The sequence below is a fragment of the Actinoplanes couchii genome (assembly GCF_016862075.1).
In the GTDB taxonomy this organism is placed as follows: domain Bacteria; phylum Actinomycetota; class Actinomycetes; order Mycobacteriales; family Micromonosporaceae; genus Actinoplanes; species Actinoplanes couchii.
Genome location: NZ_BOMG01000034.1, coordinates 1 through 25,343, shown reverse-complemented (window position 1 = coordinate 25,343; position 25,343 = coordinate 1). Strand labels below are relative to the sequence as shown.

Annotated in this window: 24 protein-coding genes and 3 tRNA genes; 20 read left to right on the top strand and 7 right to left on the bottom strand. The window is 69.5% G+C overall.

Annotated features, from left to right (window positions below):
* Positions 1-6: 6 nt before the first annotated feature.
* Together ilvC and serA are read left to right on the top strand one after the other, a co-directional pair.
* Positions 7-1,020: a ketol-acid reductoisomerase gene (ilvC, locus tag Aco03nite_RS11025; protein ID WP_203794909.1), complete on the top strand. Its 1,014-nt coding sequence runs from the start codon at positions 7-9 to the stop codon at positions 1,018-1,020.
* 30 nt (positions 1,021-1,050) lie between these two features.
* Positions 1,051-2,592 carry a phosphoglycerate dehydrogenase gene (serA, locus tag Aco03nite_RS11020; RefSeq protein WP_203794907.1) on the top strand — a complete coding sequence of 514 codons (1,542 nt, stop codon included), beginning with the start codon at positions 1,051-1,053 and terminating at the stop codon, positions 2,590-2,592.
* Here serA and Aco03nite_RS11015 read toward each other — a convergent pair.
* Positions 2,589-2,939, bottom strand: a complete 351-nt coding sequence (locus Aco03nite_RS11015; RefSeq protein WP_092553273.1) for a hypothetical protein — start codon at positions 2,937-2,939, stop codon at positions 2,589-2,591. The two genes, serA and Aco03nite_RS11015, sit on opposite strands and share 4 nt — an antisense overlap.
* 325 nt (positions 2,940-3,264) lie before the next feature.
* On the opposite strand from Aco03nite_RS11015, the gene Aco03nite_RS11010 reads away from it, so the two are divergent.
* Positions 3,265-4,290: a 3-isopropylmalate dehydrogenase gene (locus tag Aco03nite_RS11010; RefSeq protein WP_203794973.1), complete on the top strand. Its 1,026-nt coding sequence runs from the start codon at positions 3,265-3,267 to the stop codon at positions 4,288-4,290.
* 124 nt (positions 4,291-4,414) lie between these two features.
* Positions 4,415-5,512 carry a branched-chain amino acid aminotransferase gene (locus tag Aco03nite_RS11005; protein WP_203794905.1) on the top strand — a complete coding sequence of 366 codons (1,098 nt, stop codon included), beginning with the start codon at positions 4,415-4,417 and terminating at the stop codon, positions 5,510-5,512.
* A gap of 181 nt (positions 5,513-5,693) precedes the next feature.
* Here Aco03nite_RS11005 and Aco03nite_RS11000 read toward each other — a convergent pair whose 3' ends face one another.
* The gene (locus Aco03nite_RS11000; protein ID WP_203794903.1) at positions 5,694-6,575 is read right to left on the bottom strand and encodes a hypothetical protein; all 882 of its coding nucleotides are present in this window, start codon (positions 6,573-6,575) and stop codon (positions 5,694-5,696) included.
* A gap of 308 nt (positions 6,576-6,883) precedes the next feature.
* Positions 6,884-7,309, bottom strand: a complete 426-nt coding sequence (gene arfB, locus Aco03nite_RS10995; RefSeq protein ID WP_203794901.1) for an alternative ribosome rescue aminoacyl-tRNA hydrolase ArfB — start codon at positions 7,307-7,309, stop codon at positions 6,884-6,886.
* Between the two features lie 90 nt (positions 7,310-7,399).
* Between arfB and Aco03nite_RS10990 the strand changes: the two genes are divergently transcribed.
* The 5 genes from Aco03nite_RS10990 (at position 7,400) to thrS (ending at position 13,762) form a co-directional block, all read left to right on the top strand.
* Positions 7,400-8,725 (top strand): M16 family metallopeptidase, encoded by a 1,326-nt coding sequence (locus tag Aco03nite_RS10990; protein WP_203794899.1) that lies wholly within the window; start codon positions 7,400-7,402, stop codon positions 8,723-8,725.
* The gene (locus Aco03nite_RS10985; RefSeq protein WP_203794897.1) at positions 8,722-10,062 is read left to right on the top strand and encodes a M16 family metallopeptidase; all 1,341 of its coding nucleotides are present in this window, start codon (positions 8,722-8,724) and stop codon (positions 10,060-10,062) included. Before Aco03nite_RS10990 ends, Aco03nite_RS10985 begins: the two co-directional genes overlap by 4 nt.
* An 841-nt stretch (positions 10,063-10,903) precedes the next feature.
* Complete coding sequence (locus Aco03nite_RS10980; RefSeq protein ID WP_203794895.1) at positions 10,904-11,899, top strand: endonuclease/exonuclease/phosphatase family protein; 996 nt, start codon at positions 10,904-10,906, stop codon at positions 11,897-11,899.
* The gene (locus Aco03nite_RS10975; RefSeq protein WP_203794893.1) at positions 11,896-12,429 is read left to right on the top strand and encodes a GNAT family N-acetyltransferase; all 534 of its coding nucleotides are present in this window, start codon (positions 11,896-11,898) and stop codon (positions 12,427-12,429) included. Before Aco03nite_RS10980 ends, Aco03nite_RS10975 begins: the two co-directional genes overlap by 4 nt.
* A gap of 133 nt (positions 12,430-12,562) precedes the next feature.
* Positions 12,563-13,762, top strand: coding sequence for a threonine--tRNA ligase (gene thrS, locus Aco03nite_RS10970; protein WP_203794892.1), 1,200 nt, complete (start codon positions 12,563-12,565; stop codon positions 13,760-13,762).
* On the opposite strand, the gene cimA is transcribed toward thrS, so the two are convergent.
* Complete coding sequence (gene cimA / locus Aco03nite_RS10965; protein WP_203794890.1) at positions 13,729-15,315, bottom strand: citramalate synthase; 1,587 nt, start codon at positions 15,313-15,315, stop codon at positions 13,729-13,731. The genes thrS and cimA overlap by 34 nt on opposite strands.
* Before the next feature lie 243 nt (positions 15,316-15,558).
* On the opposite strand from cimA, the gene Aco03nite_RS10960 reads away from it, so the two are divergent.
* Positions 15,559-16,308 carry a tyrosine-protein phosphatase gene (locus tag Aco03nite_RS10960; RefSeq protein WP_203794888.1) on the top strand — a complete coding sequence of 250 codons (750 nt, stop codon included), beginning with the start codon at positions 15,559-15,561 and terminating at the stop codon, positions 16,306-16,308.
* 121 nt (positions 16,309-16,429) lie between these two features.
* Here Aco03nite_RS10960 and Aco03nite_RS10955 read toward each other — a convergent pair whose 3' ends face one another.
* The gene (locus Aco03nite_RS10955; protein ID WP_203794886.1) at positions 16,430-16,852 is read right to left on the bottom strand and encodes a nuclear transport factor 2 family protein; all 423 of its coding nucleotides are present in this window, start codon (positions 16,850-16,852) and stop codon (positions 16,430-16,432) included.
* Between the two features lie 139 nt (positions 16,853-16,991).
* On the opposite strand from Aco03nite_RS10955, the gene Aco03nite_RS10950 reads away from it, so the two are divergent.
* Positions 16,992-17,864 (top strand): helix-turn-helix transcriptional regulator, encoded by an 873-nt coding sequence (locus tag Aco03nite_RS10950; protein ID WP_203794884.1) that lies wholly within the window; start codon positions 16,992-16,994, stop codon positions 17,862-17,864.
* Positions 17,865-18,068: 204 nt separating this feature from the next.
* Here the strand turns inward: Aco03nite_RS10950 and Aco03nite_RS10945 are convergent, their stop codons facing one another.
* Entirely contained in the window at positions 18,069-19,010 is a 942-nt protein-coding gene (locus tag Aco03nite_RS10945; RefSeq protein WP_203794882.1) for a 3-methyladenine DNA glycosylase, read from the bottom strand.
* Positions 19,011-19,143: 133 nt separating this feature from the next.
* On the opposite strand from Aco03nite_RS10945, the gene Aco03nite_RS10940 reads away from it, so the two are divergent.
* From Aco03nite_RS10940 to Aco03nite_RS10925, 4 genes are read left to right on the top strand one after another with little or no spacing between them, the layout of a single operon-like run.
* Positions 19,144-20,046 (top strand): ABC transporter ATP-binding protein, encoded by a 903-nt coding sequence (locus tag Aco03nite_RS10940; RefSeq protein ID WP_203794880.1) that lies wholly within the window; start codon positions 19,144-19,146, stop codon positions 20,044-20,046.
* Positions 20,043-20,861: an ABC transporter permease gene (locus Aco03nite_RS10935; protein WP_203794878.1), complete on the top strand. Its 819-nt coding sequence runs from the start codon at positions 20,043-20,045 to the stop codon at positions 20,859-20,861. The genes Aco03nite_RS10940 and Aco03nite_RS10935 overlap by 4 nt, the downstream gene beginning before the upstream one ends.
* Positions 20,862-20,903: 42 nt before the next feature.
* On the top strand, positions 20,904-21,113 hold the full coding sequence (locus Aco03nite_RS10930) for a helix-turn-helix transcriptional regulator (protein ID WP_203794972.1): 210 nt from the start codon (positions 20,904-20,906) through the stop codon (positions 21,111-21,113).
* Between the two features lie 41 nt (positions 21,114-21,154).
* On the top strand, positions 21,155-21,949 hold the full coding sequence (locus Aco03nite_RS10925; RefSeq protein ID WP_203794971.1) for a fumarylacetoacetate hydrolase family protein: 795 nt from the start codon (positions 21,155-21,157) through the stop codon (positions 21,947-21,949).
* Here the strand turns inward: Aco03nite_RS10925 and Aco03nite_RS10920 are convergent.
* On the bottom strand, positions 21,938-22,648 hold the full coding sequence (locus Aco03nite_RS10920; protein ID WP_203794876.1) for a TetR/AcrR family transcriptional regulator: 711 nt from the start codon (positions 22,646-22,648) through the stop codon (positions 21,938-21,940). The genes Aco03nite_RS10925 and Aco03nite_RS10920 overlap by 12 nt on opposite strands.
* A gap of 46 nt (positions 22,649-22,694) precedes the next feature.
* Here Aco03nite_RS10920 and Aco03nite_RS10915 point away from each other — a divergent pair, with 46 nt between their 5' ends.
* The 5 genes from Aco03nite_RS10915 to Aco03nite_RS10895 form a co-directional block, all read left to right on the top strand.
* On the top strand, positions 22,695-23,498 hold the full coding sequence (locus Aco03nite_RS10915; RefSeq protein WP_203794874.1) for an NAD(P)H-binding protein: 804 nt from the start codon (positions 22,695-22,697) through the stop codon (positions 23,496-23,498).
* 63 nt (positions 23,499-23,561) lie between these two features.
* Positions 23,562-23,633, top strand: a tRNA-Gln gene (locus Aco03nite_RS10910).
* 52 nt (positions 23,634-23,685) lie between these two features.
* Positions 23,686-23,761: transfer RNA gene (locus Aco03nite_RS10905), tRNA-Glu, on the top strand.
* A gap of 1,025 nt (positions 23,762-24,786) precedes the next feature.
* Positions 24,787-24,862, top strand: a tRNA-Glu gene (locus Aco03nite_RS10900).
* 245 nt (positions 24,863-25,107) lie between these two features.
* Positions 25,108-25,343: hypothetical protein (locus Aco03nite_RS10895; protein ID WP_444978834.1), on the top strand; the 236-nt coding region annotated here is incomplete at its 3' end.

Here is a 25,343-nt window from a genome sequence, read left to right as displayed (position 1 = left end):
GAAGTCATGACCGCGGAAGTGTTCTACGACGGCGACGCCGACCTGTCGATCATCCAGGGCAAGAAGGTCGCCGTGATCGGCTACGGCAGCCAGGGCCACGCGCACTCGCTGTCGCTGCGGGACTCGGGTGTCGAGGTCGTGGTGGGTCTGCAGGAGGGCTCGAAGAGCCGTCCGAAGGCCGAGGAGCAGGGCCTGACCGTGAAGACCCCGGCCGAGGCGTCCGCCTGGGCCGACGTGATCATGGTGCTCGCGCCGGACACCGCGCAGCGCAAGATCTACGCCGAGTCGATCGAGCCGAACCTGACCGCGGGCAAGGCGCTGTTCTTCGGCCACGGCCTGAACATCCGCTTCGAGCTGATCAAGCCGCCGGCCGACGTGACCATCGCCATGGTCGCCCCGAAGGGCCCGGGTCATCTGGTCCGCCGTCAGTACGTGGACGGCAAGGGCGTCCCCGCGCTGATCGCGATCGAGCAGGACCCGACCGGCGAGGGCCAGGCGCTGGCGCTCTCCTACGCGAAGGCGATCGGTGGCACCCGCGCGGGCGTCATCAAGACCACCTTCAAGGAGGAGACCGAGACCGACCTCTTCGGCGAGCAGGCCGTCCTCTGCGGCGGCGCGTCCGCGCTGGTGCAGACCGGTTTCGAGGTGCTGACCGAGGCGGGCTACGCCCCCGAGATCGCCTACTTCGAGTGCCTGCACGAGCTCAAGCTGATCGTCGACCTGATGTACGAGGGCGGCATCGCCCGTCAGCGTTACAGCGTGTCGGACACCGCCGAGTTCGGTGACTACGTCTCCGGCCCGCGCGTGATCAACGCCGCGGTCAAGGAGGAGATGAAGGCCATCCTCGCCGACATCCAGTCCGGCGAGTTCACCCGCCGCCTGATCGCCGACGACGACGCCGGTGCTCCGGAGCTCAAGAAGTTCCGCGAGGAGGCCGCCAAGCACCCGATCGAGATCACCGGTGCGAAGCTGCGCGGCATGATGAGCTGGGTGGACCGGCCCATCACCGAAACCGCCTGATCATAAAAAAGGTCTCTAATATCGAGGTCCATGACTCCCGTAGTACTCGTCACCGAGGAACTGGCAGCAGCCGCACTCGACGTGCTGGCTGAGGACTTCGAGGTAGTGAAGGTGGACGGCTCGCATCGGGCAGCGCTTCTCGAAGCGCTGCCCGATGCGCATGCGGTGATAATCCGCAGCGCTACGAGGATCGACGCCGAGGCGCTGTCCGCCGCCGGCCGCTTGAAGGTCGTCGCCCGCGCCGGCGTCGGCCTCGACAACGTCGACGTGCCCGCCGCCACCGCCCGGGGTGTGCTCGTCGTCAACGCCCCCACCAGCAACATCGTCTCCGCTGCCGAGCAGGCGGTGGCCCTGCTGCTGGCGGTCGCCCGGCACACCGCGTCGGCCAGCGCCGCGCTCAAGGGCGGGGCCTGGAAACGCTCCGCCTACACCGGTGTCGAAGTGCACGGCAAAACCGTGGGCGTGGTCGGGCTGGGCCGGATCGGGGTGCTGTTCGCACAGCGGATGGCCGCTTTCGGGGTGCGGCTGCTCGCGTACGACCCGTACGTCCAGCCCGCTCGGGCGGCACAGCTCGGGGTGCAGCTCACCGGCCTCGACCAACTGCTGCGGGAGAGCGACTTCATCTCGGTACACCTCCCTCGTACGCCGGAAACCGTGGGGTTGATCGGGGAGAAGGAACTGGCGCTCGCCAAACCGGGACTGCGGATCGTCAACGCCGCGCGCGGCGGGCTGGTCGACGAACGGGCCCTGGCCGAAGCGCTGATCGAGGGCCGGGTCGCGGGTGCCGGACTGGACGTCTTCGAATCCGAACCACTCACCGCGTCACCCCTGTTCGCCCTGGACAACGTGGTGGTCACCCCACACCTGGGCGCCTCGACGGTAGAGGCTCAGGACAAGGCGGGGCTGGCCGTGGCGCACAGTGTCCAGCTGGCGTTGCGCGGCGAGTTCGTGCCGGAGGCGGTGAACGTACGTGCCGGTGGACCGCTGGAGGAGGACATCCGGGCGCTGCTCCCGCTGGCCGAGAAGCTGGGCCGGGTGCTCACCGCCGTCGCCGGGCACCTGGCCGCCCGGGTGACCGTCGAGGTGGCCGGCGAGGACACCGGGATCCTCGAACTGGCCGTGCTGAAAGGGCTGTTCGCCCCGGTGGTGAGCGAGCCGGTGACCTTCGTGAACGCGCCCCGTCTGGCGGCCGAGCGGGGTGTCACGGTGGAGACCGTCCCCGGTGATCAGACGCTGCGGATCCGCGGGGCCCTGCCGGACGGCCGGTCCGTGAGCGTGGCCGGGCGACCGGCCAAACTCGTCGGTGTGGACGACTTCGACCTGGACCTGACACCGGACGGGGTGCTGCTGTTCCTGCGCTACACCGACCGGCCGGGGGTGGTCGGCCGGATCGGCACCACGCTGGGCCGGGCCGGGGTGAACATCGCCGCCATGCAGGTCGCCCGGCGGGCCGCCGGGGGTGAGGCGCTGATGACGCTGACCGTGGACTCGGCGGTCGAGCCGGATCTGCTGGCGAAGGTGGCCGCCGAGATCGGCTCGTCCCGGGCCGCGGTGGTGGACCTGCGAGGTTAGAAGGCCCGGTAGACCGAACCGTCCTGGAGATCCAGGAGGTCGAGGTGGAACTGGGCGGCATATTTCTCGATGAGCTCCAGCACCACATCGGCGCAGCTCTCGTCGAGTTTCATGTGGATATGGTCGGATTCGGCGTGCAGCGGAGCACTGGCCCACGGCGAGCCGGGCTCCGCCACACGTGGTCCACGGTCCGGGTAATGGCTGGTCAGGGCGTCGTAGAAGGCGACAACGCGGGGGTCGGCGGGCTGCCGCGGGTGCACACCGCTGGCGCAGCGCTCGTTGGCGGCCCGGACCGTCTCCGGTTCGGCCGAGGGGGCCATGGCCCACACCACAAGGTCGAAACTCACCGGCGCATGGTGCCATCACCGTCGGGCGTACGCGACCAACTGGATGCACGACACGCGGGCGTGCCGCCTTGCATGTGTTCCGTCCGCATCGCTAGCGTTGTCCCCAGCCGCGTGTTCCGAACGGTCACGTCTTCGGGTGATGTCGTCCGTCCCCGGGGCTCGCGGCCGCATCCCGGCGGGACTTCTCGTCGCTTCAGCCCCCGTGATCGTTTGCCGCGATCCGGGGGCTGTTCGCCGTTCACCTGGTGGGACGCTGCATCCATCCAACGGGACAGGCGGGTAACCTGAGCGAGGTTTACCAGGACTTAGGGAGTGCATCGTGAGCGTGGCGCGGATCGCGGTTGTCGGCGGCGACGGCATCGGAACCGAAGTGACCGCGCAGGCCCGCAAGGTCATCGACGCGGTCCTCCCCGGGGTCGAGTACCAGGAGTACGACCTGGGCGCCCGCCTCTACAACCGCACCGGCGAGGTCCTGCCGCAGTCGGTGCAGGACGAGCTGGCCGGCCACGAGGCCATCCTGCTCGGCGCCATCGGCGACCCGAGTGTCCCGCCGGGCGTCCTGGAGCGCGGTCTGCTGCTGAAGCTCCGCTTCGACTTCGACCAGTATGTGAACCTGCGCCCGTCGAAGCTGTGGCCCGGCACCACCAGCCCGCTGGCCGGCGTCAAGCCCGGTGAGATCGACATGGTCGTGGTCCGCGAGGGCACCGAGGGCCTCTACGTCGGCGCCGGCGGCGTCCTGCACAAGGACACCCCCGCCGAGATCGCCACCGAGGAGAGCCTCAACACCCGGCACGGCGTCGAGCGGGTCGTCCGGGACGCGTTCGCCCGCGCCGAGCGCCGCGACCGCCGTCACGTCACCCTGGTCCACAAGACCAACGTGCTGACCAAGGCCGGCAGCCTGTGGGCGCGCACCTTCGCCGCCGTGGCCGCCGAGCACCCCGAGGTCACCACCGAGTACCAGCACATCGACGCCGCAAGCATGTTCATGGTCAGCAACCCGCAGCGTTTCGACGTGGTGGTCACCGACAACCTGTTCGGCGACATCATCACCGACATCGCTGCGGCCGTGACCGGCGGCATCGGCATGGCCGCCAGCGGTTCGGTCAACCCGGAGCGGGTCTACCCGTCGACCTTCGAGCCGGTGCACGGTTCCGCCCCCGACATCGCCGGCAAGGGCATTGCCGACCCGGCCGCCGCCATCCTCTCCGCGGCCCTGCTGCTGGAGCACCTGGGGCAGACCGACGCGGCCCGGCGAGTAACCGAGGCGGTCGCGGCCGAGGTCGCGTCCCGGGCTCCGGGCGCGCCGCTGCGTACCGCCGAGGTCGGCGACCGCGTCGCCGCTGCTGTCTGAGCAGTCACTCGTCACCCGCCCTTCGGCGCTTTCGTTACCCCTGCCGTTTCGGGGTAAATTCTTGGGGCGCTCCGGGTGCCCCCGCATACTTGAATTCTTTCTGCAGAAAGCAGGTCCACTTGCCATGAGTGGTGGTGACAACCTCGACTTCGAGATCCGTCCGAACCCGGCACCCGTCAGCGACGCGGACCGCTCCGCCCTGCTGGCCAACCCCGGTTTCGGCCGCATCTTCACCGACCACATGGTCACCGTGCGGTATGCCGACGGCAAAGGCTGGTATGAGCCTCTGGTCGCGGCCCGCGCGCCGATCCCGATGGACCCGGCCAGCGCCGTCCTGCACTACGCCCAGGAGATCTTCGAAGGTCTGAAGGCGTACACGCTGCCCGACGGCGGTGTGGCGATGTTCCGCCCGGACGCCAACGCGGCCCGTTTCAACCAGTCCGCGGCCCGGATGGCGATGCCGGCCCTGCCGGTCGAGACGTTCCTCCAGTCCCTGCACGAGATCATCCGCGTCGACCGCGACTGGATCCCGTCCGACCCCGAGGGCAGCCTCTACCTGCGCCCGTTCGCGTACGCGAGTGAGGTCTTCCTCGGCGTCCGCCCCGCCACCGAATACCTGTACCTGGTCATCGCGTCCCCCGTCGGCCCGTACTTCTCCGGCGGTGTCAAGCCGGTGTCGATCTGGGTCTCACCGGACTTCACCCGCGCGGCCCCCGGCGGCACCGGCGCGGCCAAGTGCGGCGGCAACTACGCGGCCGGTCTGTCGGCGCAGGCCGAGGCCGCCGAGCACGGCTGCGACCAGGTCGTCTACCTGGACGCGGTGGAGCGGAAGTACATCGACGAGCTGGGCGGCATGAACGTCTTCCTGGTCCTCGACGACGGCACCCTGGTGACGCCGCCGCTGACCGGCACGATCCTGCCCGGCATCACCCGCGACTCGGTCATCAAGCTGGCTCAGAAGGCCGGCCGCCGCGTCGAGGAGCGCCCGATCAGCCTGGACGAGTGGCGCGAGGGCGCGGCGTCCGGCCGGGTCCGCGAGGCCTTCGCGTGCGGCACCGCGGCGGTGATCACCCCGATCGGCGTGATCAAGGGCGAGTCCGGCGACTTCACGGTCGGCGACGGCGGCCCCGGCGAGGTCACCATGGCCATCCGCCAGGAGCTGGTCGACATCCAGCGGGGCCGCGCCGAAGACCCGTTCGGCTGGGTCCACCGAGTTCTTTAAACCCACTTTTCCGGTACGGGTGGGAAGCCCACAAACGCACTCACCCGTACCGCTTCGTCCCCGCGAGCAATGCGGCCCGTCCCGGCCGCCGACGCGACCGCCGGGCGTGAGCGGACCCCCACGGAACCCCCACACCCGGCGCCCGCCTCCTACCCAGCGATGCCAGCGGGCAGGGAGTCCATCAGCCTCCCAGCGCTCCGCCGAGGTCCTCGATCCGTTCGGCGGTGACCGCTCGTCGAAGCCATTCGTTGAGCTGGGCGAGATCGGTGCAGTTGGTGATCACCGAACGAGCTTTGGCTGATACCGCCACACCCTTCGCGTCGAGAACAGTGAGCACTGATTCGGCCTGGTTCTCGACCTTGCCTTCCGCCTTGCCTTCCGCGACCAGATTGCGTGCCCAGTCGCTTTTGTACTGGTATTCGGCGGTCATCATTAGTTCCTCCAGCAGCTTTCGGGGCAGGGGTGACAGTGCCGACAGCACATAGTCATGGTAGAGAAGCGAGCGGTCGGGTTCGAGCACGTCGAGGGCCGCAAGATACGCCTTGAACAGCAGATCGATACCAGGATCATCGGCATGGGTGATGGCGGACAGCACTGCCAGTTCCGGGTGCTCCCGGGCCTCTCGGGGATCGGTGATGTTCGGAATCTGAGCCGGTCCGATGGCGACCGGGGTGATCACCGATCCCGGTGGCCCCAGGTAGATGGGCTCCCTAGCCCACTCGGCCACCCGCCGACTCGTGCAGATCACCAGAAGTGCGACATGGCACCGCAGGCGATCGCGCAGGGTCGCGACGTATGCCGGCCAGGACCGGTGTTTGTCGGCGTCGGCACGCCGCTGTACTTCGACCACGACAGCCATCACCAAGTTGCCCTCTCGGGTGAGGGTGATGACCGCGTCGGCACGGCGTTCGGTAGGGGTCAGGGCGTTGAGTTCGGCCGAGAAGAGGTGGGCCTCGTCGAATTGGGGCATGTCGCCGGGGAGCGGTCCTTCGAGCAGTTCCGCGGCCAGGGCGGGCCGATCTCGGAACAGCTCCACGAGCGTTTCATGTTGTTGGGTGGGCACGGCGGGAACCGTAGCGGCTCTAGCTCCGTATCAGCTAGTCCCGTATCACTGGTCTCGCGCTTTTCATTCCATCGAGTGATCGAAATCTGTGCTCGGGGGGCGTGACCGCCGGGCGGGAGTAATCCCCCTCAAGAACCTCGCGCCCGGCGGCCGGCCTCGCCGTCCGGCGGTGCTTCCGGGCGGCAAGCATCACAGGCGCCGCGGGGGTCTCCCGGGGCCTCGGCTCGCTCGCGGAAAGGTACTGCGCCGGAAACGATCCTCTCTAGTCCCGTATCGCCTAGCGCCGCGCTTTTCACCGCAAAGAGTGGTCAGTCGTGGTCGGGGCGCCGGTTGCGTTTGGTCTGGCTGCGGCGTTTCTTCTCGGCGATGCGGCGCTCCACCGAGCCCCGGCTCGGTTTCGTCGCGCGGCGGGCCTTCGGCGGGGCGGACACCGCGCCGGCGATCAGGGCGGACAGGCGGGCGGCCGCGGCCTCGCGGTTGCGGAGCTGGGAGCGGTGTTCGGCGGCGGTCAGGGTGATGACGCCGTTGACCAGGCGGGTGCCCAGGCGCTCGGCGGCCCGCTCCTTCAGGAACGGTGGCAGCAGGTCGGAGCCGAGCACGTCCCAGGACAGCTCGACGCGGGAATCGGTGGTGTTGACGCCCTGACCACCGGGGCCGCTCGCGCGGGAGAAACGCCACGAGAGTTCGGCCGCCGGGATGGTCAGGCGGTCGTTCACCCGTACGTCCTCAAGCATGTCGCCCAGGATTCCACCCCTACCGATCAAACGCCACGCGGTTATCCACAGGCAGCGCCGCAGCCGCGCCGGAATCGTGCCGGACAGGGCATGATTGCTCGGGTGACGTCACCAACCGCACCGGTCGCCACGACCGGCTATCCGTGGCCCATCGAAACCGCCCAGCTGACGAATGGTCTCCGTGTCGTCGTCAGCGAGGACCGCACGGCGCCCGTCGTCTGCGTCAACCTGTGGTATGACGTCGGATCCCGGCACGAGCCCCCGGGCCAGACCGGGTTCGCACACCTCTTCGAGCACCTGATGTTCGAGGGCTCACAGCACGTCAAGAAGACCGAGCACATGAAGCTGGTGCAGGGCAACGGCGGCTCACTGAACGCGACGACCAACCCGGACCGGACGAACTACTTCGAGACGATGCCGTCCGAGCATCTGGAGCTCGCCCTCTGGCTGGAGGCGGACCGGATGGGCGGCCTGGTCCCGGCGCTCACCCAGGAGACGCTGGACAACCAGCGCGAGGTGGTGAAGAACGAGCGCCGCCAGCGCTACGACAACGTGCCGTACGGTGACGCCTGGCTCCGTCTGCTGCCGCTGCTCTACCCGCAGGGCCACCCCTACCACCACGCCACGATCGGGTCGATGGAAGATCTGAACGCGGCCGGGCTGGACACGTTCAAGGCCTTCCACCAGCAGTACTATGCGCCGAACAACGCGGTGCTGACCGTTGTCGGCGACGTCCGCGCGGCCGAGGTGTTCGCGCTGGCCGAGAAGTATTTCGGGCCGATCGCCACGGTTCCCGACATCCCACCGGCGCCGGACGGCTCGCTGCCCGATCCGGCGACCGAGGAGGCCCGGGAGACGATCACCGCCAAGGTCCCGGCCCCGCGTGTCTACCTGTCGTACCGGACGTACCCGTTCGGCACCGCCGGGTACGACGCCGTCACGGTCCTCGCCACGATTCTCGGCAACGGCCGCGGCAGCCGCCTCTACCAGCGTCTGGCCGACGGTTCCCGGATCGCCCAGCCCGACTACATCGGGTCGTACGGGGTTGATCTCGCGCACGCCCCGGCCCCGCTGATCATCACCGCCACCGCGAAGGACGGCGTCGACGTCGTGACGCTGGAGGCCGGCCTGGCCGAGGTGGTGCAGAGTCTCGTCGACGAGCCGGTGACCACCGAGGAACTGGACCGGGCCAAGGCTCTGCTGACCACCGCGTGGTGGCGGGGCGTCTCCACGGTCGGCGGCCGTGCCGACCTGCTGGGGCGTTACGCCACCCAGTTCGGTGACCCGTCCACCGCCGCCGACCGGCTGCCGCGCTGGCTGGCGGTCACCTCCGAGGAGGTCACCGAGGCGGCCCGGCAGGTGCTGCGCCCCGAGTCCCGCGTCACGCTCACCTACCTTCCCGGGGAGTCCGCATGAGTCTGATCACCACCCGGCCGGAGCCCGGAGCGGCCCGGCCCTACGCGTTTCCCCAGGTCCGCCGGATCAGCGCGCACGGCGGCACGGTGATCGCCGCCCACCTGCCCGGGCAGATCCTGGCCAGCGCGGTCCTGTTGCTGGACGCGGGCGCGTCCCGGGAGACCGGCGGCCGGGAGGGCACCGCCACGGTGCTCGCCAAGTCGCTGGAGGAGGGAACCAAACAGCGGGACTCAGCGGCGTACGCGCTGGCGCTCGAAGGACTCGGTGCGGAACTGTCCCCGTCGGTGGACTGGGACGCGTTCCGGGTCGGGGTGTCCGCGCCCGGGCCGCTGCTGGCCGGCGCTGTCCGACTGGCCGCCGAGGCCACCCGCACGCCGAAACTGGATCCGGCCGACGTCACCCGGGTCCGCGACGACGAGGTGACCGCGCTGCGGATGGACTGGGCCCAGCCCGGTCCCCGCGCCGACGCCACGCTGCGTGCCGACCTGTTCGGCGCCGACGGGCGTTACAGCCGTCCGCTGCACGGCGACCCCACCTCGGTGGCCGCGGTCACCGTCGAGGACGTGCTCGCCTTCCACGAGTCGTGGATGCTGCGTCCCGGGGTGCTGCTGGTCGCCGGTGATCTGGACGCGCTGGATCTGGGCGCGCTGGCCGAGGCCGCGTTCGCCGGCACCTCCGGAGAGTTGCTGGAGCCGAGCGGGCCGCTCGGGGTGGTGCTGCCGCCGGCCCGCCGGACGATCCTGGTGGACCGGCCCGGTTCGGTGCAGTCGACGCTGCGGCTCGGGCACCGGGCGCCGGAGCGGGCCACCCCCGACTACGTGCCGATGACTCTGGCCGCGACGGTGCTGGGCGGGGCGTTCACGTCCCGGCTCAATCACCTGATCCGGGAGGTGAAGGGGTACACGTACGGGATCCGGGGTTCGTACGCGATGTCCCGCCGGTCCGGGCGTTTCGAGGTGGCGGCCGGTGTGCAGACGGCGGTGACCGCACCGGCGATCCGGGACACGCTGGGCGAGATCGAGCGCACCCAGGCCGAGGGCGTCACCGAGGCGGAGCTGGAGGTGGCCCGCTCGTGGCGGGCCGGTCAGCTGTCGGTGGAGATGCAGACGCCGGGGGCGATCGCCGGGGCGCTGGCCACCCTGGTGGTGCACGGCCTGCCCGACGACTACTACGAGACGCTGCGCCGGGAGTATCTGGAGGCCACGGTCGAGACGGTGTCCGAGGCCGCGTCCAAGCACCTGGCGGTAGAGAAGCTGACCCTGGTGGTGGAGGGCGACGGCGCGGCGATCCGGACCGACCTGGCCGAGTTCGGAGAGCTGATCGACGCCGACGTCTGACACCGGGCCGGGCTGCTGTTCGTGATCCCGGGACGGACCACCCGGCCGGCCACCCTGCGCCCAGCGGCTCGGCTGACCGATCCGCGTCTGGCGAGAGCTGGCCGGTTTTGGTCTGGCAGGGCGGTCGGCGTTGGTCTGGCGGGGTGGCCGGCGGTGGTCCCGCGGGGTGGCGGGCGTTGGTCTGGCGGGGCGGCTGGCGGTGGCCCCGCGGGGTGGCCGGGCGGCGTTGGATTGAGCTGTGGCCGGCGCTGGGTGAGCTGTGGCCGGCCGGCTGACGGTCGACGGCGGACAGGGTGTGTGGTTTTGCCACACACCCTGTCGCGAGACCAGCCCGCACGGGTCAACTAGCGGTATGCTTGACGGGTCGGTCCGTGCGGTGACGGTGGAATGCACGTGCGGCCCGAACGCGGCCCACTACTGGGTCGCCGGCATCGGCCCGGGCGAGCCCAACGACGCGCTACCCGGGCCGAAGCCACCCTCGCGCTCCGTGCCGCCCGGCTTTCACGCCCCCCGCCTCGCCTCGCCCCGCCTCGCCTCGCCTCGCCCCGCCCCGCCCCGCCCCGCCCGGCCTCGCCCCGCCCGGCCTCGCCCCTCCTCGTCCCGCCTCGCCTCGCCCCGCCAGCAGCAGGCCTTGTCCAGGTGTCGCCGAGGATGCCGTCGGCGGGGGCTTTGATGCCGCGCAGGACTGAGGTGACGCCGGCGGTGACTCGGGTGGTGTCTTTGCCTGAATCGGTGGTCGGGTGGGGATCTTTGGGCGGGCGCGGGGGTGACGGGGGTCGATGATGTGACGTGGGACGCGTTCGGCTACGGGGGGTAGCGGCGGGCGGATAACGTCGCCGCCATGACCATCACTGAATCGCCTGCGGTGGCTCGGCCGCGGCGTCGGGGCCGGGTTGTCTGGACGGTTCTGCTCTGGCTCTCGGTGGTGCCGGCTGCTGTCTGGCTGGTGGGGCGCACCTTCGGGTGGGAGGCCGGGCCGTCGGTTCAACTGCTGGCCTTCACGCCGTACGTCGCAATTTGGACCTTGGTTCCTCTGTTTCTGGCGCTTGTCACCCAGCGTTGGGCCGCGGCGGCTGTGGCGGCGCTCGTCAGCCTCGGGTTCGGGATGGCTGTGGTGCCTCGCGGGGTCGTGGACGGGGACAAGGGGCCGGCCACCGGCGTCGAGTTGCGGGTGATGACGGCCAACCTGCTGTTCAGTTCGGCCGAGATGAGTGAAGTGGTGCGGCTGGTCCGGGAGAACCGGGTGGACGTGCTGGCGGTGCAGGAGTTCACGCCGAACGGGGAGGCGGCTCTGCGGGCCGAAGGCCTGGAGGCGCTGCTGCCGTACCACCAACTGGCCCCGGAGTTCGGCGCGAGCGGTTCCGGCCTCTACTCGCGGTTCCCGTTCGCCGAGCAGGCGGCGCGGCGTAACGACGGCGGGTTCCAGCAGGCGCACGCGACGGTGCAGGTGCCGGGGGCGGGGGCGGTCTACATCGAGTCGGTGCATCCGCTGGCCCCGCACAGCATGGACGTGGTGTCCGGCTGGTCGACGGATCTGCGGGAGCAGGTGCCGGCCGCCGGTGGGATCCCGAAGATCCTGATGGGTGACTTCAACGCTACGCTCGATCACAAGCAGTTACGGGATGTGATCGCCACCGGTTACCGGGATGCCGCCGCCGCGGTCGGCAAGGGCTGGATCGGAACCTGGGGACCGTACGACGGTGATCCGATCCCGCCGGTGACCATCGATCACGTGCTTGCCGACGAGCGCATCGGGGTGAAGGATCTTTACGTGCTCGTTCTTCAGGACTCCGACCATCACGCCCTCGTCGCCGAGTTGACGGTGCCGGCCGCATGATCGGGATCCGGCTGATCAGCCCGGCGGACGCGGCCGAGATCGCCGCCCTGATCGCCGCCAACCGGGAGCATCTGGCGCCGTGGGATCCGGTGCGGGACGAGAGCTACTACACCACCGACGGCCAGTGGCGGCTGATCTCGGACGTGCTGCGCACCGGGACGAGCCTGCCGCACGCGATCGTCGAGGACGGCCGGATCGTCGGCCGGGTGAACCTGAACAACGTGGTGCACGGCGCGTTCCAGTCGTCCAGCCTCGGTTACTGGGTGGCGGCCGACGTGGCCGGGCGGGGCGTGGCCAGTGCCGCGGTGGGGGCGGTGCTGGAGGCCGCTTTCACGACCTACGGCCTGCACCGCGTGGAGGCGGGCACGCTGCTGCACAACGTACCGTCGCAGAAGGTTCTGGAACGTCATGGTTTCGAGCGTTTCGGGATGGCCCCGGGTTATCTGCGGATCGCCGGGAAGTGGCAGGACCACTACCTCTACCAGCTGCTGAGCGATAAATGGCTGGCTGCCCGGGAGGCGGCTGCCTAGCATCGTGGGCATGATGCCTCGCTCGATGACGACCACGCCGGACAGACCCCGGCGTTAGTCACCATCGAGCTGACGGCCCCGGGCGACATGCCCGGGGCTTTGTCGTCCGGGGTCCCCGAGAAGGAGACCCACCATGCATGATCACCGCAGGCTCGGTCGTGAGCTGGACCTGTTCGGCTCCGACCCGCTGATCGGCGCCGGCCTGCCGTTCTGGCTGCCGGCCGGTGCCGCCGCCCGGCACGAGGTCGAGTCCTATCTGTACGAGCTGGAGCGCCGCGCCGGTTACCGGCACGTCTACTCCCCGGCGCTGGGCAAGCGCCGGATGTACGAGCTGTCCGGTCACTGGCGCAATTTTGCCGACGACATGTTCCCGCCGATGCGGGTCGGCGACGACGAGCTGGTGCTGCGGCCCAGCCTCTGCCCGCATCACGCGCTGATCTTCCGGTCCCGGGGCCGCTCGTACCGGGAGCTGCCGTTGCGTGTCGCCGAGCTGGGCCCGATGTTCCGGGCCGAGCGTTCCGGGGTGCTCGGCGGGCTGTCCCGGGTGCGGTCGATGCAGCTCAACGACGCGCACATCTTCTGTGCCGAGGACCAGGCGAGCGCCGAGGTGGCCGGGGTGCTGGCTCTGATGCGACAGGCGCACGCCGCTCTCGGGATGGGTGACGTCTCCTACCAGCTGTCTCTGCGCGGTCCCGGGAAGAAGTACGGCGGCGACGACGAGTCGTGGGCTCGGGCGGAGAGTCTGTTGCGGGCGGCCCTGCCCGCCGGGGTGAAGGAGGTGGCCGGGGAGGCCGCCTTCTACGGGCCGAAGATCGACGTGCAGGTGCTGGATCCGTCCGGCCGTGAGTGGACCCTCGCCACCGTCCAGATCGACTACCACCAGCCGGAACAGTTCGAGCTGGAGTTCACTGGCGCCGACGGGAGGAAGAGCCGACCGGTCATGGTGCACCGCAGCCTGGTCGGCTCGATGGAACGGCTTTTCGGTCACCTGATCGAGGTGCACCAGGGCGCGTTCCCGGTCTGGTACGCCCCGGTCCAGGTGGCGATCCTGCCGGTCGGCCCGGATCAGGACGAGGCGGCCCGGGAGTTCGCGTCAGCGGCGGCGGATCTGCGGGTGGAGGTCCACTACGACGGCTCGCTGGGTTCCCGTATAAGGAAAAATCGTAAATGTCCCTACATCGTGGTGATCGGAGCCCGGGACATCTCGCTCCGCCACCGGAGTGGCGAACAGGAACCGATGTCCCGGGCGGCGGCGATCGCGTTGATCAGGGCCGCCGCCCGGAAAGAAAGGGAGGAGCGTCAGGCCGGAGCGGAGGTCCGCGCCAACCCGTAGGTCAGTGAGTCCACCAGCGCCGTCCAGCTGGCCTCGACGATGTTCTCGTGCACCCCGACCGTGGTCCAGTCCCGGTTGTGGTCGCCGGTGTCCAGCAGCACCCGGGTGATCGCGTTGGTGCCGTGGCTGCCCTCCAGGATCCGCACCTTGAAGTCGGTCAGCTCGAACGTCTTGAGCTGCGGGTAATGGTTCTGCAGGGCGCCGCGCAGCGCCTCGTCCAGGGCGTTGACCGGGCCGTTGCCCTCGGCGGTGGCGATCACCCGCTCGCCGCGGACCCGGACCTTGACGGTGGCCTCGGAGATCACCGTGCCGTCCTCGCGGTGTTCGACGAGCACCCGGTACGACTCCAGGGTGAACGGCCGGGCCAGATCGGCGCCGGGCAGCTCACTGCGGACGAGCAGTTCGAACGAGGCGTCGGCGGCCTCGAACGAGTACCCGGTCGCCTCCAGTTCCTTGACCTTGCGGGTGACGGTGGTGAGGGTGTCCGGGTGGCCGGCCAGGTCCAGTCCGAGCTCACGGCTCTTGAGCTCGATGCTGGCCCGGCCGGCCATCTCGGTTACCAGGATCCGCATGTCGTTGCCCACCACCGACGGGTCGACGTGGTTGTAGAGCAGCGGATCCACTTTGATCGCGCTCGCGTGCAGCCCCGCCTTGTGAGCGAATGCGGCGGCCCCGACGTAGGCCTGGTGGGTGTCGGGGGCGATGTTGGCGATCTCGGCGAGCGCGGAGGAGATCCGGGTCGCCTTCTCCAGGCATCCGTCCGGTAGGACTTTCCGCCCGAGCTTGAGTTGCAGGTTGCTGACGACGGCGAACAGGTCGGCGTTGCCGGGGCGTTCGCCGTACCCATTGGCGGTGCACTGGAAGTGCTCGACCCCGGCCTCGACGGCGGCCACGGTGTTCGCGACGGCGCAGGCGGTGTCGTTCTGGCAGTGGATGCCCATTTTGTCAGGAGTGACGCCGGTCCGGGCGACGACGTCGGTGATCGCCGCGGTGATCATCGACGGGAGCATGCCGCCGTTGGTGTCACACATGATCACCCGCTCGGCGCCGGCCTCGAACGCGGTTTTCACCACCGAAGCGGTGTACGCGGGATCGAACCGGAACCCGTCGAAGAAGTGCTCACAGTCGACGAACGCCCGCTTGCCGTTGGCGACCAGGTGCCGCACGGTGTCCCGGACCATCGCCAGGTTCTCCTCCGGCGTGGTCCGCAGAGCCCGTTCCACGTGCCGGACGTCGGATTTGGCCACCACGCAGACCACCGGCGTTCCGGCATCGATGAGCGCCTTCACCTGCGGGTCCGCCGCCACGTCCACACCGGCTTTCCGGGTGGCGCCGAAAGCGACCAGAACCGCGTGCCGCAGATCGAGCTCGGTCTTCGCCCTTTCGAAGAACTCGGTGTCCTTGGGCATGGCGCCCGGCCAGCCGCCCTCGATGAAACCGACACCGAACTCGTCCAGCAGGCGTGCGACAGCGAGTTTGTCGGCGACCGTGTAGCTGATTCCCTCGCGCTGCCCACCGTCACGCAGCGTCGTGTCGAACACCTGGTAACTCATCCGGGAAGTCCTTTCGATCGATCACCCACCACAACAAAAAGACCCCCCGCGGATGCGGGAGGTCTGCGCGTCGGCGAAGAGGTCAGCCGGCGCGCCAGGTGCGAATAATCAGCACGGAGTGGGTCACGCCCCGAAGCATGCCACGCCACCATCCGCCGGGAGCCGGAAATCCATCTACTGAGACGACAGGAGTGACGAATTCGACCGGTGAGGTGACCGTCCGGGCCGGTTAGGTTGGGGGACGTGGTGGCCGAATCGTATTCACGCAATCTTCCCTTCACCAAGGCCTACAACTTCCGCGACGTCGGCGGATATGCCGGTCTCGACGGGCGCCGGGTGCGCTGGCGCCGGCTGTACCGGGCCGACTCCCTGCACCGGATCCGCGAGCAGGACGCCGAGGCGTTCACCGCCCTCGGCATCCGCACGGTCATCGACCTGCGCCGCGAGACCGAGGTGGAGAAGTTCGGCCGGGTCGCTGAGCACTACGGCGTCGACTACCGCAACCTGGTCCTGAAACACGTCGACTGGGAAGAGGTCGCACACCCGGCCGACGCGGTGCACGAGCGCTGGCTCGCCGACCGCTACCTCAACTTCGCCGAGGACGGCCGGGAGGGCATCGCCGCCTCGCTGCGCCTGATCGCCGACCCGGTGGCCGCGCCCGTCGTCGTGCACTGCATGGCCGGAAAGGATCGGACCGGCACGGTGTGCGCGCTGACCCTGTCGCTGCTCGGCGTCTCCGACGAGGACATCACCGCCGACTACGCGCTGACCACCGAGGCGATGCGGCCGCTCACCGAGTACCTGCTGCGTACCAACCCGGAGACGATCCAGGGCAACGAGCACATGTTCGACTCGCCGGCCGAGGCGATGCAGCTGTTCCTCGCCGATCTGCGCGCCCTGCACGGTTCGGTCGAGGCCTACGCGAGGGACATCGGCATCACCGACGACGAGATCGCCTCGATGCGGTCCCACCTGCTGACTGAAAAAGCCTAAACCCCTCTTCTGGTACGGACGTGGGCTCCACAGACGCACCGGCCCGCGCTGTCCCGTCACGCGAGGTGGGCGTCGCTCCAGGCCGGCCCGGCGACCGCCGGGCCGGATGCGGTGGTCGCGGTCAGACAGTGCCCGCCGCCGAGCGTGCGTAGAACGCGGCGAGTTCATCGGGATTCTTCGTGTAGACGTCGATCTCCCGGACCACGCCGCCCGCGACCCGGTGGATCTCGACCATGACCAGCGGGAACCGCTCGCCGGTGGTGTGCGCGACGAGTTCCCCGGTGAGCGTGCCGACGACACCGGCCGGGCCCTCGTACACCTCGGCGGCGGTGATCGCGACCTCGGCGTAACCCATCATCGCGCCCAGGATCGACTGCACGAACACGTCCCGGCCCCGGTGCACGCCGCCGTACGGGAGCCGGGCCGGCTCGTCGACGATCACGTCCGGGTCGAGCCGGGCCAGCAGACCCGGAACGTCCCCCCTACCCAGCGCGTCGTACAGCGCCCGTACGACGTCCGCGGCGCTCTCGGTCCGGTTGCTCATCTCGTGTGCCTTTCGTTCAGGGCCCCGGTGATCGGGACCGGCACCATGCAACGGCAGCCGGCGCTGACCGGGGAGTCCCTGCTGCGGGGGGTACTGGCAGGGACTCTCCGCCGGCGTCACCCGCACCTACCCTGTGATCATGGAAAACCGGGACGCGGCAAGCGACTTCCTCCGTTCCCGGCGCGGCCGGATCACCCCCGAGCAGGTGGGCCTGCCGGTCTACGGCCGGCGGCAGGTGTCCGGGCTGCGCCGGGGCGAGGTCGCCGCGCTCGCCGGGGTGAGCGTCGAGTACTACACCCGCCTGGAACGCGGCAACCTGCACGGGGTCTCGGACAGCGTGCTGGACGCCCTCGCCCGCGCGCTGCGGCTGGACGCCACCGAGCGCATGTACCTGTACGACCTGGCCCGGGCCGCCGGCCCGGCGCCCCGGGCCCGGGCCGGACGACTGAAGGTCCGCCCGAGCGTGGCCCGGATCGTCGAGGGCATGCCCGGGATGGCGGCGTACGTGATGAACAACCGCCTGGACATGCTGGTCGCCAACCCACTGGGCCGGGCCCTCTACGCGGAGATGTACGCCGAGCCGGCCTACCGGGCGAACGTGGCCCGCTTCGGATTCCTGCACCCGGCGGCACGGCGGTTCTTCACCGACTGGGATCTGATGGCCCGCTTCGCCGTGGGGGCGTTACGGGTCGAGGCCGGACGGAACCCCTACGACCGGGAGCTGTCGAACCTGATCGGGGAGCTGTCCACCCGCAGCGACGACTTCCGGGTGCGCTGGGGTGCCCACGACGTGCACGTCTTCCGGGAGAGCACCAAGCGCCTCAACCACCCGGTCGTCGGTGACCTGGAACTCGATCAGGAGACGATGCTCCTGCCGGACGACAGCGGCCTGCTCCTTTGTGTCTACAGTGCGCCCGCCGGAAGCGTCACCGAGGACAGTCTGAAACTGCTGGCCAGCTGGTCCGCCACCGGCGAGCCGATCGAGCGGCCGGTCCCGAGACAGCTGGGGTAGCCGGCCGGGCCAGCCGGTTCGGGGCTGGTTCGGGGTCGGTTCGGGGTAGCCGGTCAGGGGCCGCCCACTCCCGGCGGCCGCGCAGCGGCCGGCACGGGCCGCATCGCTCGCGTGGCCGCTACGGGACCTGCTGCTGCGTCTGGGGGCCGTCTACTCGTACCGGAAGAAGGGTGTTTCGCATCACCGGGTGGGGCAGCGCTGTCGTCAGCGCTGATTGAAAGGGGCGACCGCCTCGCGATTCTGCGCCGCGGCGTCCGGGCCGAGCAGCGCCTCGCAGACGCGGATCAGGCGGCTGCGCAGACCCGCTGCGCGGCGGGCCAGCTCCCGTTGGCGGGCCACATACTCCGCCTTGCCCTCCGGGGTCTCGATCTTGACCGGGGGATGCCCGTAGGAGGCCAGGTCGTAGGGGCTGGCCTGCATGTCCAGCAGCCGGATCTCGCCGGCCAGGGCGAAGCAGTCCAGCGCCAGCGCGCCGGGCACCGCGGGACCGAGTTTCTGCGCCCACTTGTGCACATCCATCGCGGCGTGCAGGCAACCGGGCTGGTCCAGGTCGATCTGGGTGGCCCGGGTCGGCTGGAGCCGGTTGAGCCCGACCGCCTCGGGAGTGAAGAAGCGGAAGGCGTCGAAGTGCGTGCAGCGGATGGTGTGCTGCTCGACCACCTCGTTGGTGCCGGCCTGGCCGAGACGCAGCGGCAGCTCGTGGCGGTGCGCCGAGTCGCGGTAGACCATCGCCCACTCGTGCAGGCCGAAGCAGCCGGAGAAGACCGGGCGGGACGCGGTGGCGGTGAGCAGGCCGTGGATGTAGCGCACACTCTCGGCCCGGGCGTGCATGAACGCGTCCTGGTCGAGGGTGACGATGCCGTCCGGGTAGCTCAGATAGAACTTCCACCCGGCGTGCTCGGCGAGGCCGTCGGGGGCCGGGGACAGGCCCGCGCCGACGCCGGGATGCCAGCGGCGCATCAGAGCCGGCCTGGTCCCGTAGTAGTCGTAGAGGAAATCCTCGATGGCGTGTTTCTCACCCGTCGAGCGACGGGCGCGGTGGCCCGCGGTCATCTGGTCGGCGCGCTCGGCGTGCGCCCGGGCGAGAGGAATCCAGGTGACCGAGGGCAGCGTGGTGGTGAGTGCCCTCACCTGCTTGATCCCCATCGCACCAATGTATCTAGCCAAAGCGATCAACACGATCACCGTTTGGCGCGAATGAGTTCCGCCACCACGGTTGGCATTAAAGATGTGCGTTGATGTGTAGTACATGTACTACGTTCTTGATAGTGTCCGCGACATGACGGGATCGGTTTTGGCCGCGGGAGCCGCGGCCGACACGCCGGGGGCGGACACGGTCATCGAGGTTCGCGACCTTCGGATGCGTTATGGCGACAAGGAAGTGCTGTCCGGAGTCGACTTCACGGCCTCGGCCGGCGAGGTGGTGGCCCTGCTCGGGCCCAACGGAGCGGGCAAGAGCACCACGATCGAGATCCTGGAGGGGTTCCGGCTCCGGTCCGGTGGCCACGTCCGGGTGCTCGGGGTGGATCCGGCGTCCGGGGACGAGCACTGGCGCTCCCGGCTCGGAGTGGTCCTGCAGTCGTGGCGTGACCACGGCAAATGGCGGGTCGGTGAGCTGCTGCGGCACCTCGGGTCGTACTACGACGAGCCGTGGCCGGTGGCGGAACTGCTCGACCTGGTCGGGCTCACCGCGTCGGCGGGCACCGTGATCGCCAGGCTCTCCGGTGGCCAGCGCCGCCGGCTGGACGTGGCGATCGGCATCGTCGGGCGTCCTGACCTGCTCTTCCTTGACGAGCCGACGGTCGGGTTCGACCCGGAGGCGCGGCGTGACTTCCATGATCTGATCCACCGGCTCACCGATGTGGACTCGACCGCTGTGTTGCTGACCACACACGATCTGGACGAGGCGGAGAAACTCGCCGACCGCATCCTGATCCTGGCCACCGGCCGGATCGTGGCGAGCGGATCGGCGGACGAGTTGTCCCGGCAGGTGGCCGGGGAGTCCGAGGTGCGCTGGAGCCGGGACGGCGAGAGGTTCGTGCACTCGGCGGCCGACGCCACCGGGTTCGTGCGCGATCTGTTCCGCCAGCACGGTGAGGCGATCGGCGACCTGGAGGTGCGCCGGGCGAGCCTGGAGGAGACGTACATGCGACTGGTCCGGGATGCGGAGGGGGCACGATGAGCGGGCGGTTGATCAGGATCGGGGTGTCGCGGGGCCTGATCGAGATGCGGCAGACCATGACCACCCCCAGCGATCTGATCGGGTACGCGTTCTCCCCGGTCCTGCTGGTCGCCCTCCTGTTCCTGATCCGGGACGAGAAGGTGCCCGGCTCGGACCTGTCGCTCGGCGCCTACTCGCTGGTCAGCTCGATGGCGATGCTGCTGGTGATCGGATCCCTGCTGGGGATGGCGCAGTACCTGGCGATGGACCGGGAGGACGGCACGCTGCTCCGGGCCAAGGCCGTCCCGAACGGGATGGTCGGTTATCTGATCGGCCGGATCGTCCTGGTCGCCGGGACGAGTGTGTTCACCTGTGCGGTGGCGCTGATCCCGGGCGCGTTCCTGGTCGACGGGCTGCGGTTCGACGTTTTCACCGCGGTGACCCTGCTCTGGCTGGCGCCGTTGGGGTTGCTCGCCCTGATGCCACTCGGTGCGGTGCTCGGCTCGTTCTTCGAGAGCGTCCGGGCCGCCGCTCTGCTGATGATGCCGACCCTGACGATCACCGGGATCTCCGGCATCTTCTACCCGATCAGCGCGCTGCCCGGGTGGCTGCAGGGTGTCGGGCAGACGTTCCCGATGTACTGGCTAGGGTTGGGCCTGCGATCCGCGTTCCTCTCTGATGAGCCGGGGCAGCTCTGGCGGGCGGTCCTGGTGCTCTCTCTCTGGGCGGTCGCCGGGCTGGTGCTGGCTCCGGGGGTCCTGCGGCGGATGGCGCGGCGGGAATCCGGTTCGCTGGTGGCGGCTCGTCGTGAGCGGGCGCTGGCACGGACCATCTGAAGGAGCCTGGTGGCTAGCGAGATCACCTACAACCGGATCGCGATGCTGCGCGCCGAGCGCGGCATCTCGCGACGGCAGCTGGCCGACGCGCTCGGGGTGCATTACCAGACGGTGGGCTACCTGGAGCGTGGCGAGTTCAGCCCGAGCCTGCACCTGGCTCTGCGGATCAGCACCTACTTCGAGGTCCCGGTGGAAGTGGTGTTCGCCCTGGAGCCGTTCCCGCGACTCGGCGCTCCGACGCGACCGGCGTAGATTCGAGGCGAGTCCGCACCGTTTCTAAGATGGGATTACCCGTGCGCTTCGCCCGTTTTGTCCACCCTGGTGGAGTGTCGTTCGGCGTCGTCGAAGGCGACGGAGCCACCGGACTGACGGTGGCCGAGATCGACAGCATCCCTTTCAACGAGGTGCGTTTCACCGGCCAGCGCTGGGCGCTCGCCGACATCCGCCTGCTCGCCCCGATCTTCTCCAGCAAGGTGATCGGGGTCGGCCGCAACTACGCCGACCACGCCGCCGAGCTGGGCAACGAGGTCCCCAAAGAGCCGCTGATCTTCATCAAGCCGTCCACCTCGGTGATCGGCCCCAACGACGCGATCCGCATCCCCAGCGTCACCGAGCGGGTCGACGAGGAGGCCGAGCTGGCCGTCGTGATCGGCGCCACCGGCGCCCGCCGCGTCGACCGGGCCGGTGCCGAGAAAGCGATCTTCGGCTACACCATCGGCAACGACGTGACCGCCCGTGACCTGCAGAAGAAGGACCCGCAGTGGACCCGGGCCAAGGGGTTCGACTCGTTCTGCCCGATCGGCCCGTGGATCGTCACCGACCTGGACGTCAGCGACATCGAGGTGCGCTGCGAGGTCGGCCGTGACCCCAACGCGATGGAGATGCGGCAGCTCGGGCGGACCAAGGACATGGTCTTCGACATCCCGACCCTGATCTCGTACGTGTCGCACGTCATGACGCTGCTGCCCGGCGACATCATCCTGACCGGCACCCCGGCCGGCGTGAGCCAGATCGTGCCCGGCGACACCGTGTCGATCAGCATCCAGGGCATCGGCGAGCTGCGTAACCCGGTGGTCTCACTCGACTGATCGCTCGATTCCCTCGAGCAGCAGGGCCAGGCCGTAATCGAAAGCGGTCTGGCCCTCGTCGTCGAAGCCGCCGGCGTTCCACAGCGCCGTCATCGCCGGATGCTTCGCCACGTCGAACCAGTTCTCCCAGAAGTCGCCGCGCTCGTGCCACCACGACTCGGTCGACTGGCCGCTCGACCGGCTCAGCCGGGCATCCTCGCCGGCTTCCCGGGCGAACGCGTAGACGTACGCCGTCACCGACACCGCCGCCCGGTTGACCTCCTTGACCGGCAGACCGATCCCGGACATCGCGGCGATCAGGAACTCCCGCTCCGCCATCGTCCCCGGCCCGAGCGGCGGCCGCACCAGCGACACCTCGGTCAGCCAGGGGTGGGTCAAGAACATTCCGCGGGTACGGGTGGCGAAGTGCCCGATCCGCTCCCGCCACGCCAGTCCGGTGGTGGTCAGATCCCGCTCCAGCAGCACCTCGTCGACCATCAGCGCGACCAGGTCGGCGCGGGACGGCACGTAGGTGTAGAGCGTCATCGTCGCCACGTTCAGCTCCGTCGCCACCCGGGCCATCGAGGCCGCTTCCAGGCCTTCCGCGTCGGCGATCCGGATCGCGGCGGCCAGCACCGTGTCCACGCTGAGCCGGGGTGGGCGGCCCGTTCGCCGTGTCTTTTCTACATCGCGGCGCCAGAGCAGGGGGTAGTTCTCCATGATTCCGTATACCCTACGGGAAACAGTTTCCGTAGGGGGTACGAAAATGAAGATCCTGGTCACCGGCGCCACCGGGAACGTCGGCCGGATGGTCGTCGACGAGCTGCTGGCTCTCGGCGCCGCCGACGTGCGCGCCCTCACCGTCGACCCCGTTCGTGCCGCGCTGCCGGACGGCGTCGACGTGGTGCGCGGCTCCTTCCGCCGGCCCGGCACCGTCACCGCCGCGCTCGACGGCGTCGACAAGGTGTACCTGGCGCCCGACCCGGCCACCGCGCCCGCGATCTGTGCGCTGATCGCCCGCGCCGGGGTGCGGCACGTCGTCGACATGGCCGGCGCCAAAGGCGACCACTGGCAGGCCGTCGAGGACGCGGTGGAGGCCGCCGGGGTGCCGTTCACCCATCTGGAGCCGGGGGAGTTCATGGCCAACGCGACCCTGTGGGCACCGCAGATCAAGGCCGGGGACGAGGTGCGGGACGCGTACCCGCAAGCCGTCAACGCGCCCGTCGCCCAGGAGGACATCGCCGCCGTCGCCGCCCGGGTGCTGCTCTCCGACGAGTTCGCCGGCCGTTCGTTCGAGCTGACCGGTCCCGAAGCGCTCAGCCGCCCCGCGAAGGTCGCCGCCCTCGCGGCCGGTCTCGGACGGGACCTCAGGTACGTCGAGGTGGCCGGAACCGAGGCGGTCGCACTGTTCGAGTCGTCGATGGGCGAGTACGGGCAGTGGTACCTCGACGGGTTGGCCCAGCTCGTCGACCACCCCCAAGCCGCCGGGACGGTCGTATCCGACCTGCTCGGGCGCCCGGCGACGACCTACAGCGAGTGGGCACGTCGTCACGCTGATCTATTTGGGTAACCCGATTTGGCGGTCCGGTAGGGCTCGGGTAAAGTTCTCCTCGGCGCGGCAAGCCGGGCCAAATGGGGTATGGGGTAATTGGCAGCCCAGCTGATTCTGGTTCAGCCAGTCTAGGTTCGAGTCCTGGTACCCCAGCGCAGTCCTCCTTCGGGAGGACAGTGCTGGTAGCAGTAAAACAGCACGTTCTGGTCCCGTCGTCTAGCGGCCTAGGACGCCGCCCTCTCAAGGCGGTAGCGAGGGTTCGAATCCCTTCGGGACTACCAGATCGTCACGGCCCGCACCTTCCAAGGTGCGGGCCGTTTCTGTTCCCACATCCCCCACCACACCCACGCCGACCGTTCCTGTTTCCGCATCTCCCGCGCGGGCCGTTCCTGTACCCGCTTCTCCGGCCACGCCCGTGCGGGTCGTCCCTGTTTCCGCTTCTCCGGCCACGCCCGTGCGGGTCGTCCCTGTTCCCGCTTCTCCTGCCGCGCTCGCGCGAGTCGTTCCTGTTTCTGTATCTCCCGCCGGGACCGTGCGGGCGAGGTTGCCCGGTCCTTGGTGTGGCTCCCCACTCCTTGGCGTGGCTCCCCACTCCTTGGCGTGGCTTTCCGCTCCCTGGTGCGGTTTTCCGCTCTTTGACGCGATGCCCGTCCCTTACGCGGGCCAGTTTCTTGGGGCGGTGCCCCGTCCCTTGGATGGGGCCAGTCCCTTGGAGCGAGGCTTCGTTTTTCGGCCACCACATCTCTTCTTTCAGCGGGGCCTGTCTTCTTTCAGTGGAGCCTGTGGATTTCGCGACGAGCACTCACCCGCCGCGCGTGCCGGCTTCCTCCGGCCGACTCGCGCGTGCCGGCTTCCCTCATCCGGGCCCGTTCGGTCGGGCGCGTCCATTTGCTCAAGTTGGAAAACCGTCTCCCTTATCTCGCCTTCCGCGCTGCTCGCCTTCCGCGCTGCTCGCCTTCCGCGCTGCTCGCCTTCCGTGCTGCTCGCCTTCCGTGCTGCTCGCCTTCCGCGCTGCTCGCCTTCCGCGCTGCTCGCCTTCCGCGGCCTGTCGCCTGCAGCCCGCGCCGTCCGTCTCCCGTCTCTTCCGCTCGACTCCGCTTCTCAGTCAAGCGCGTCGCACTTGTCCATCGGTCAAGCGCGTCACCTGCGTCTGTTGATCGGGTGCTTCGTCGTCGGTGACATAGTCGCCGTCCGTGAGCTGCGGGGCTGGGACATGACGTGGGTCATGCTGGGCGTAGCCGATTTTTGCCCTGGCCGCGGTGCTGATAGAGTTTCGTCATCGCTGAGCGTTCAGCAGCGAAGTTCTGGTCCCGTCGTCTAGCGGCCTAGGACGCCGCCCTCTCAAGGCGGTAGCGAGGGTTCGAATCCCTTCGGGACTACCAGAGTGATCAGCCCGCACTCAACGGTGCGGGCTGATTTGTTTCACAGGCCAACCACCAACGGGCTCCAGATACCGACAGGCTCCAACCTCGGCCGCGGTCCAACTCCGTCATGGTCCAATTCCGTCAAGGCCCAACGTCGGCCGTGGTCCCATCTCGGTAGCCGCACTTCCACCTGCTGCGGCCCCATCTCGGTCGCGGCGGATTAACCATCCTCGACACCATGGTCCCGGTCATGGCTGGCATCCATGTATCATCCCACCGAAAGCTGCATCGACGCCGGTTCCTTTGCCGTGCAGGCTCGTTCCGCGCGGCTCGCACGGCCCGCGCTGCTCGGCTCGGCCCGCCCGGCCCGCCCGGCCCGCCCGGCCCGCCCGGCCCGCCCGGCTCGGCTCGGCTCGCACGGCCCGCGCTGCTCGGCTCGGCCCGCCCGGCCCGCCCGGCCCGCCCGGCTCGGCTCGGCCCGCCCGGCTCGGCTCGGCCC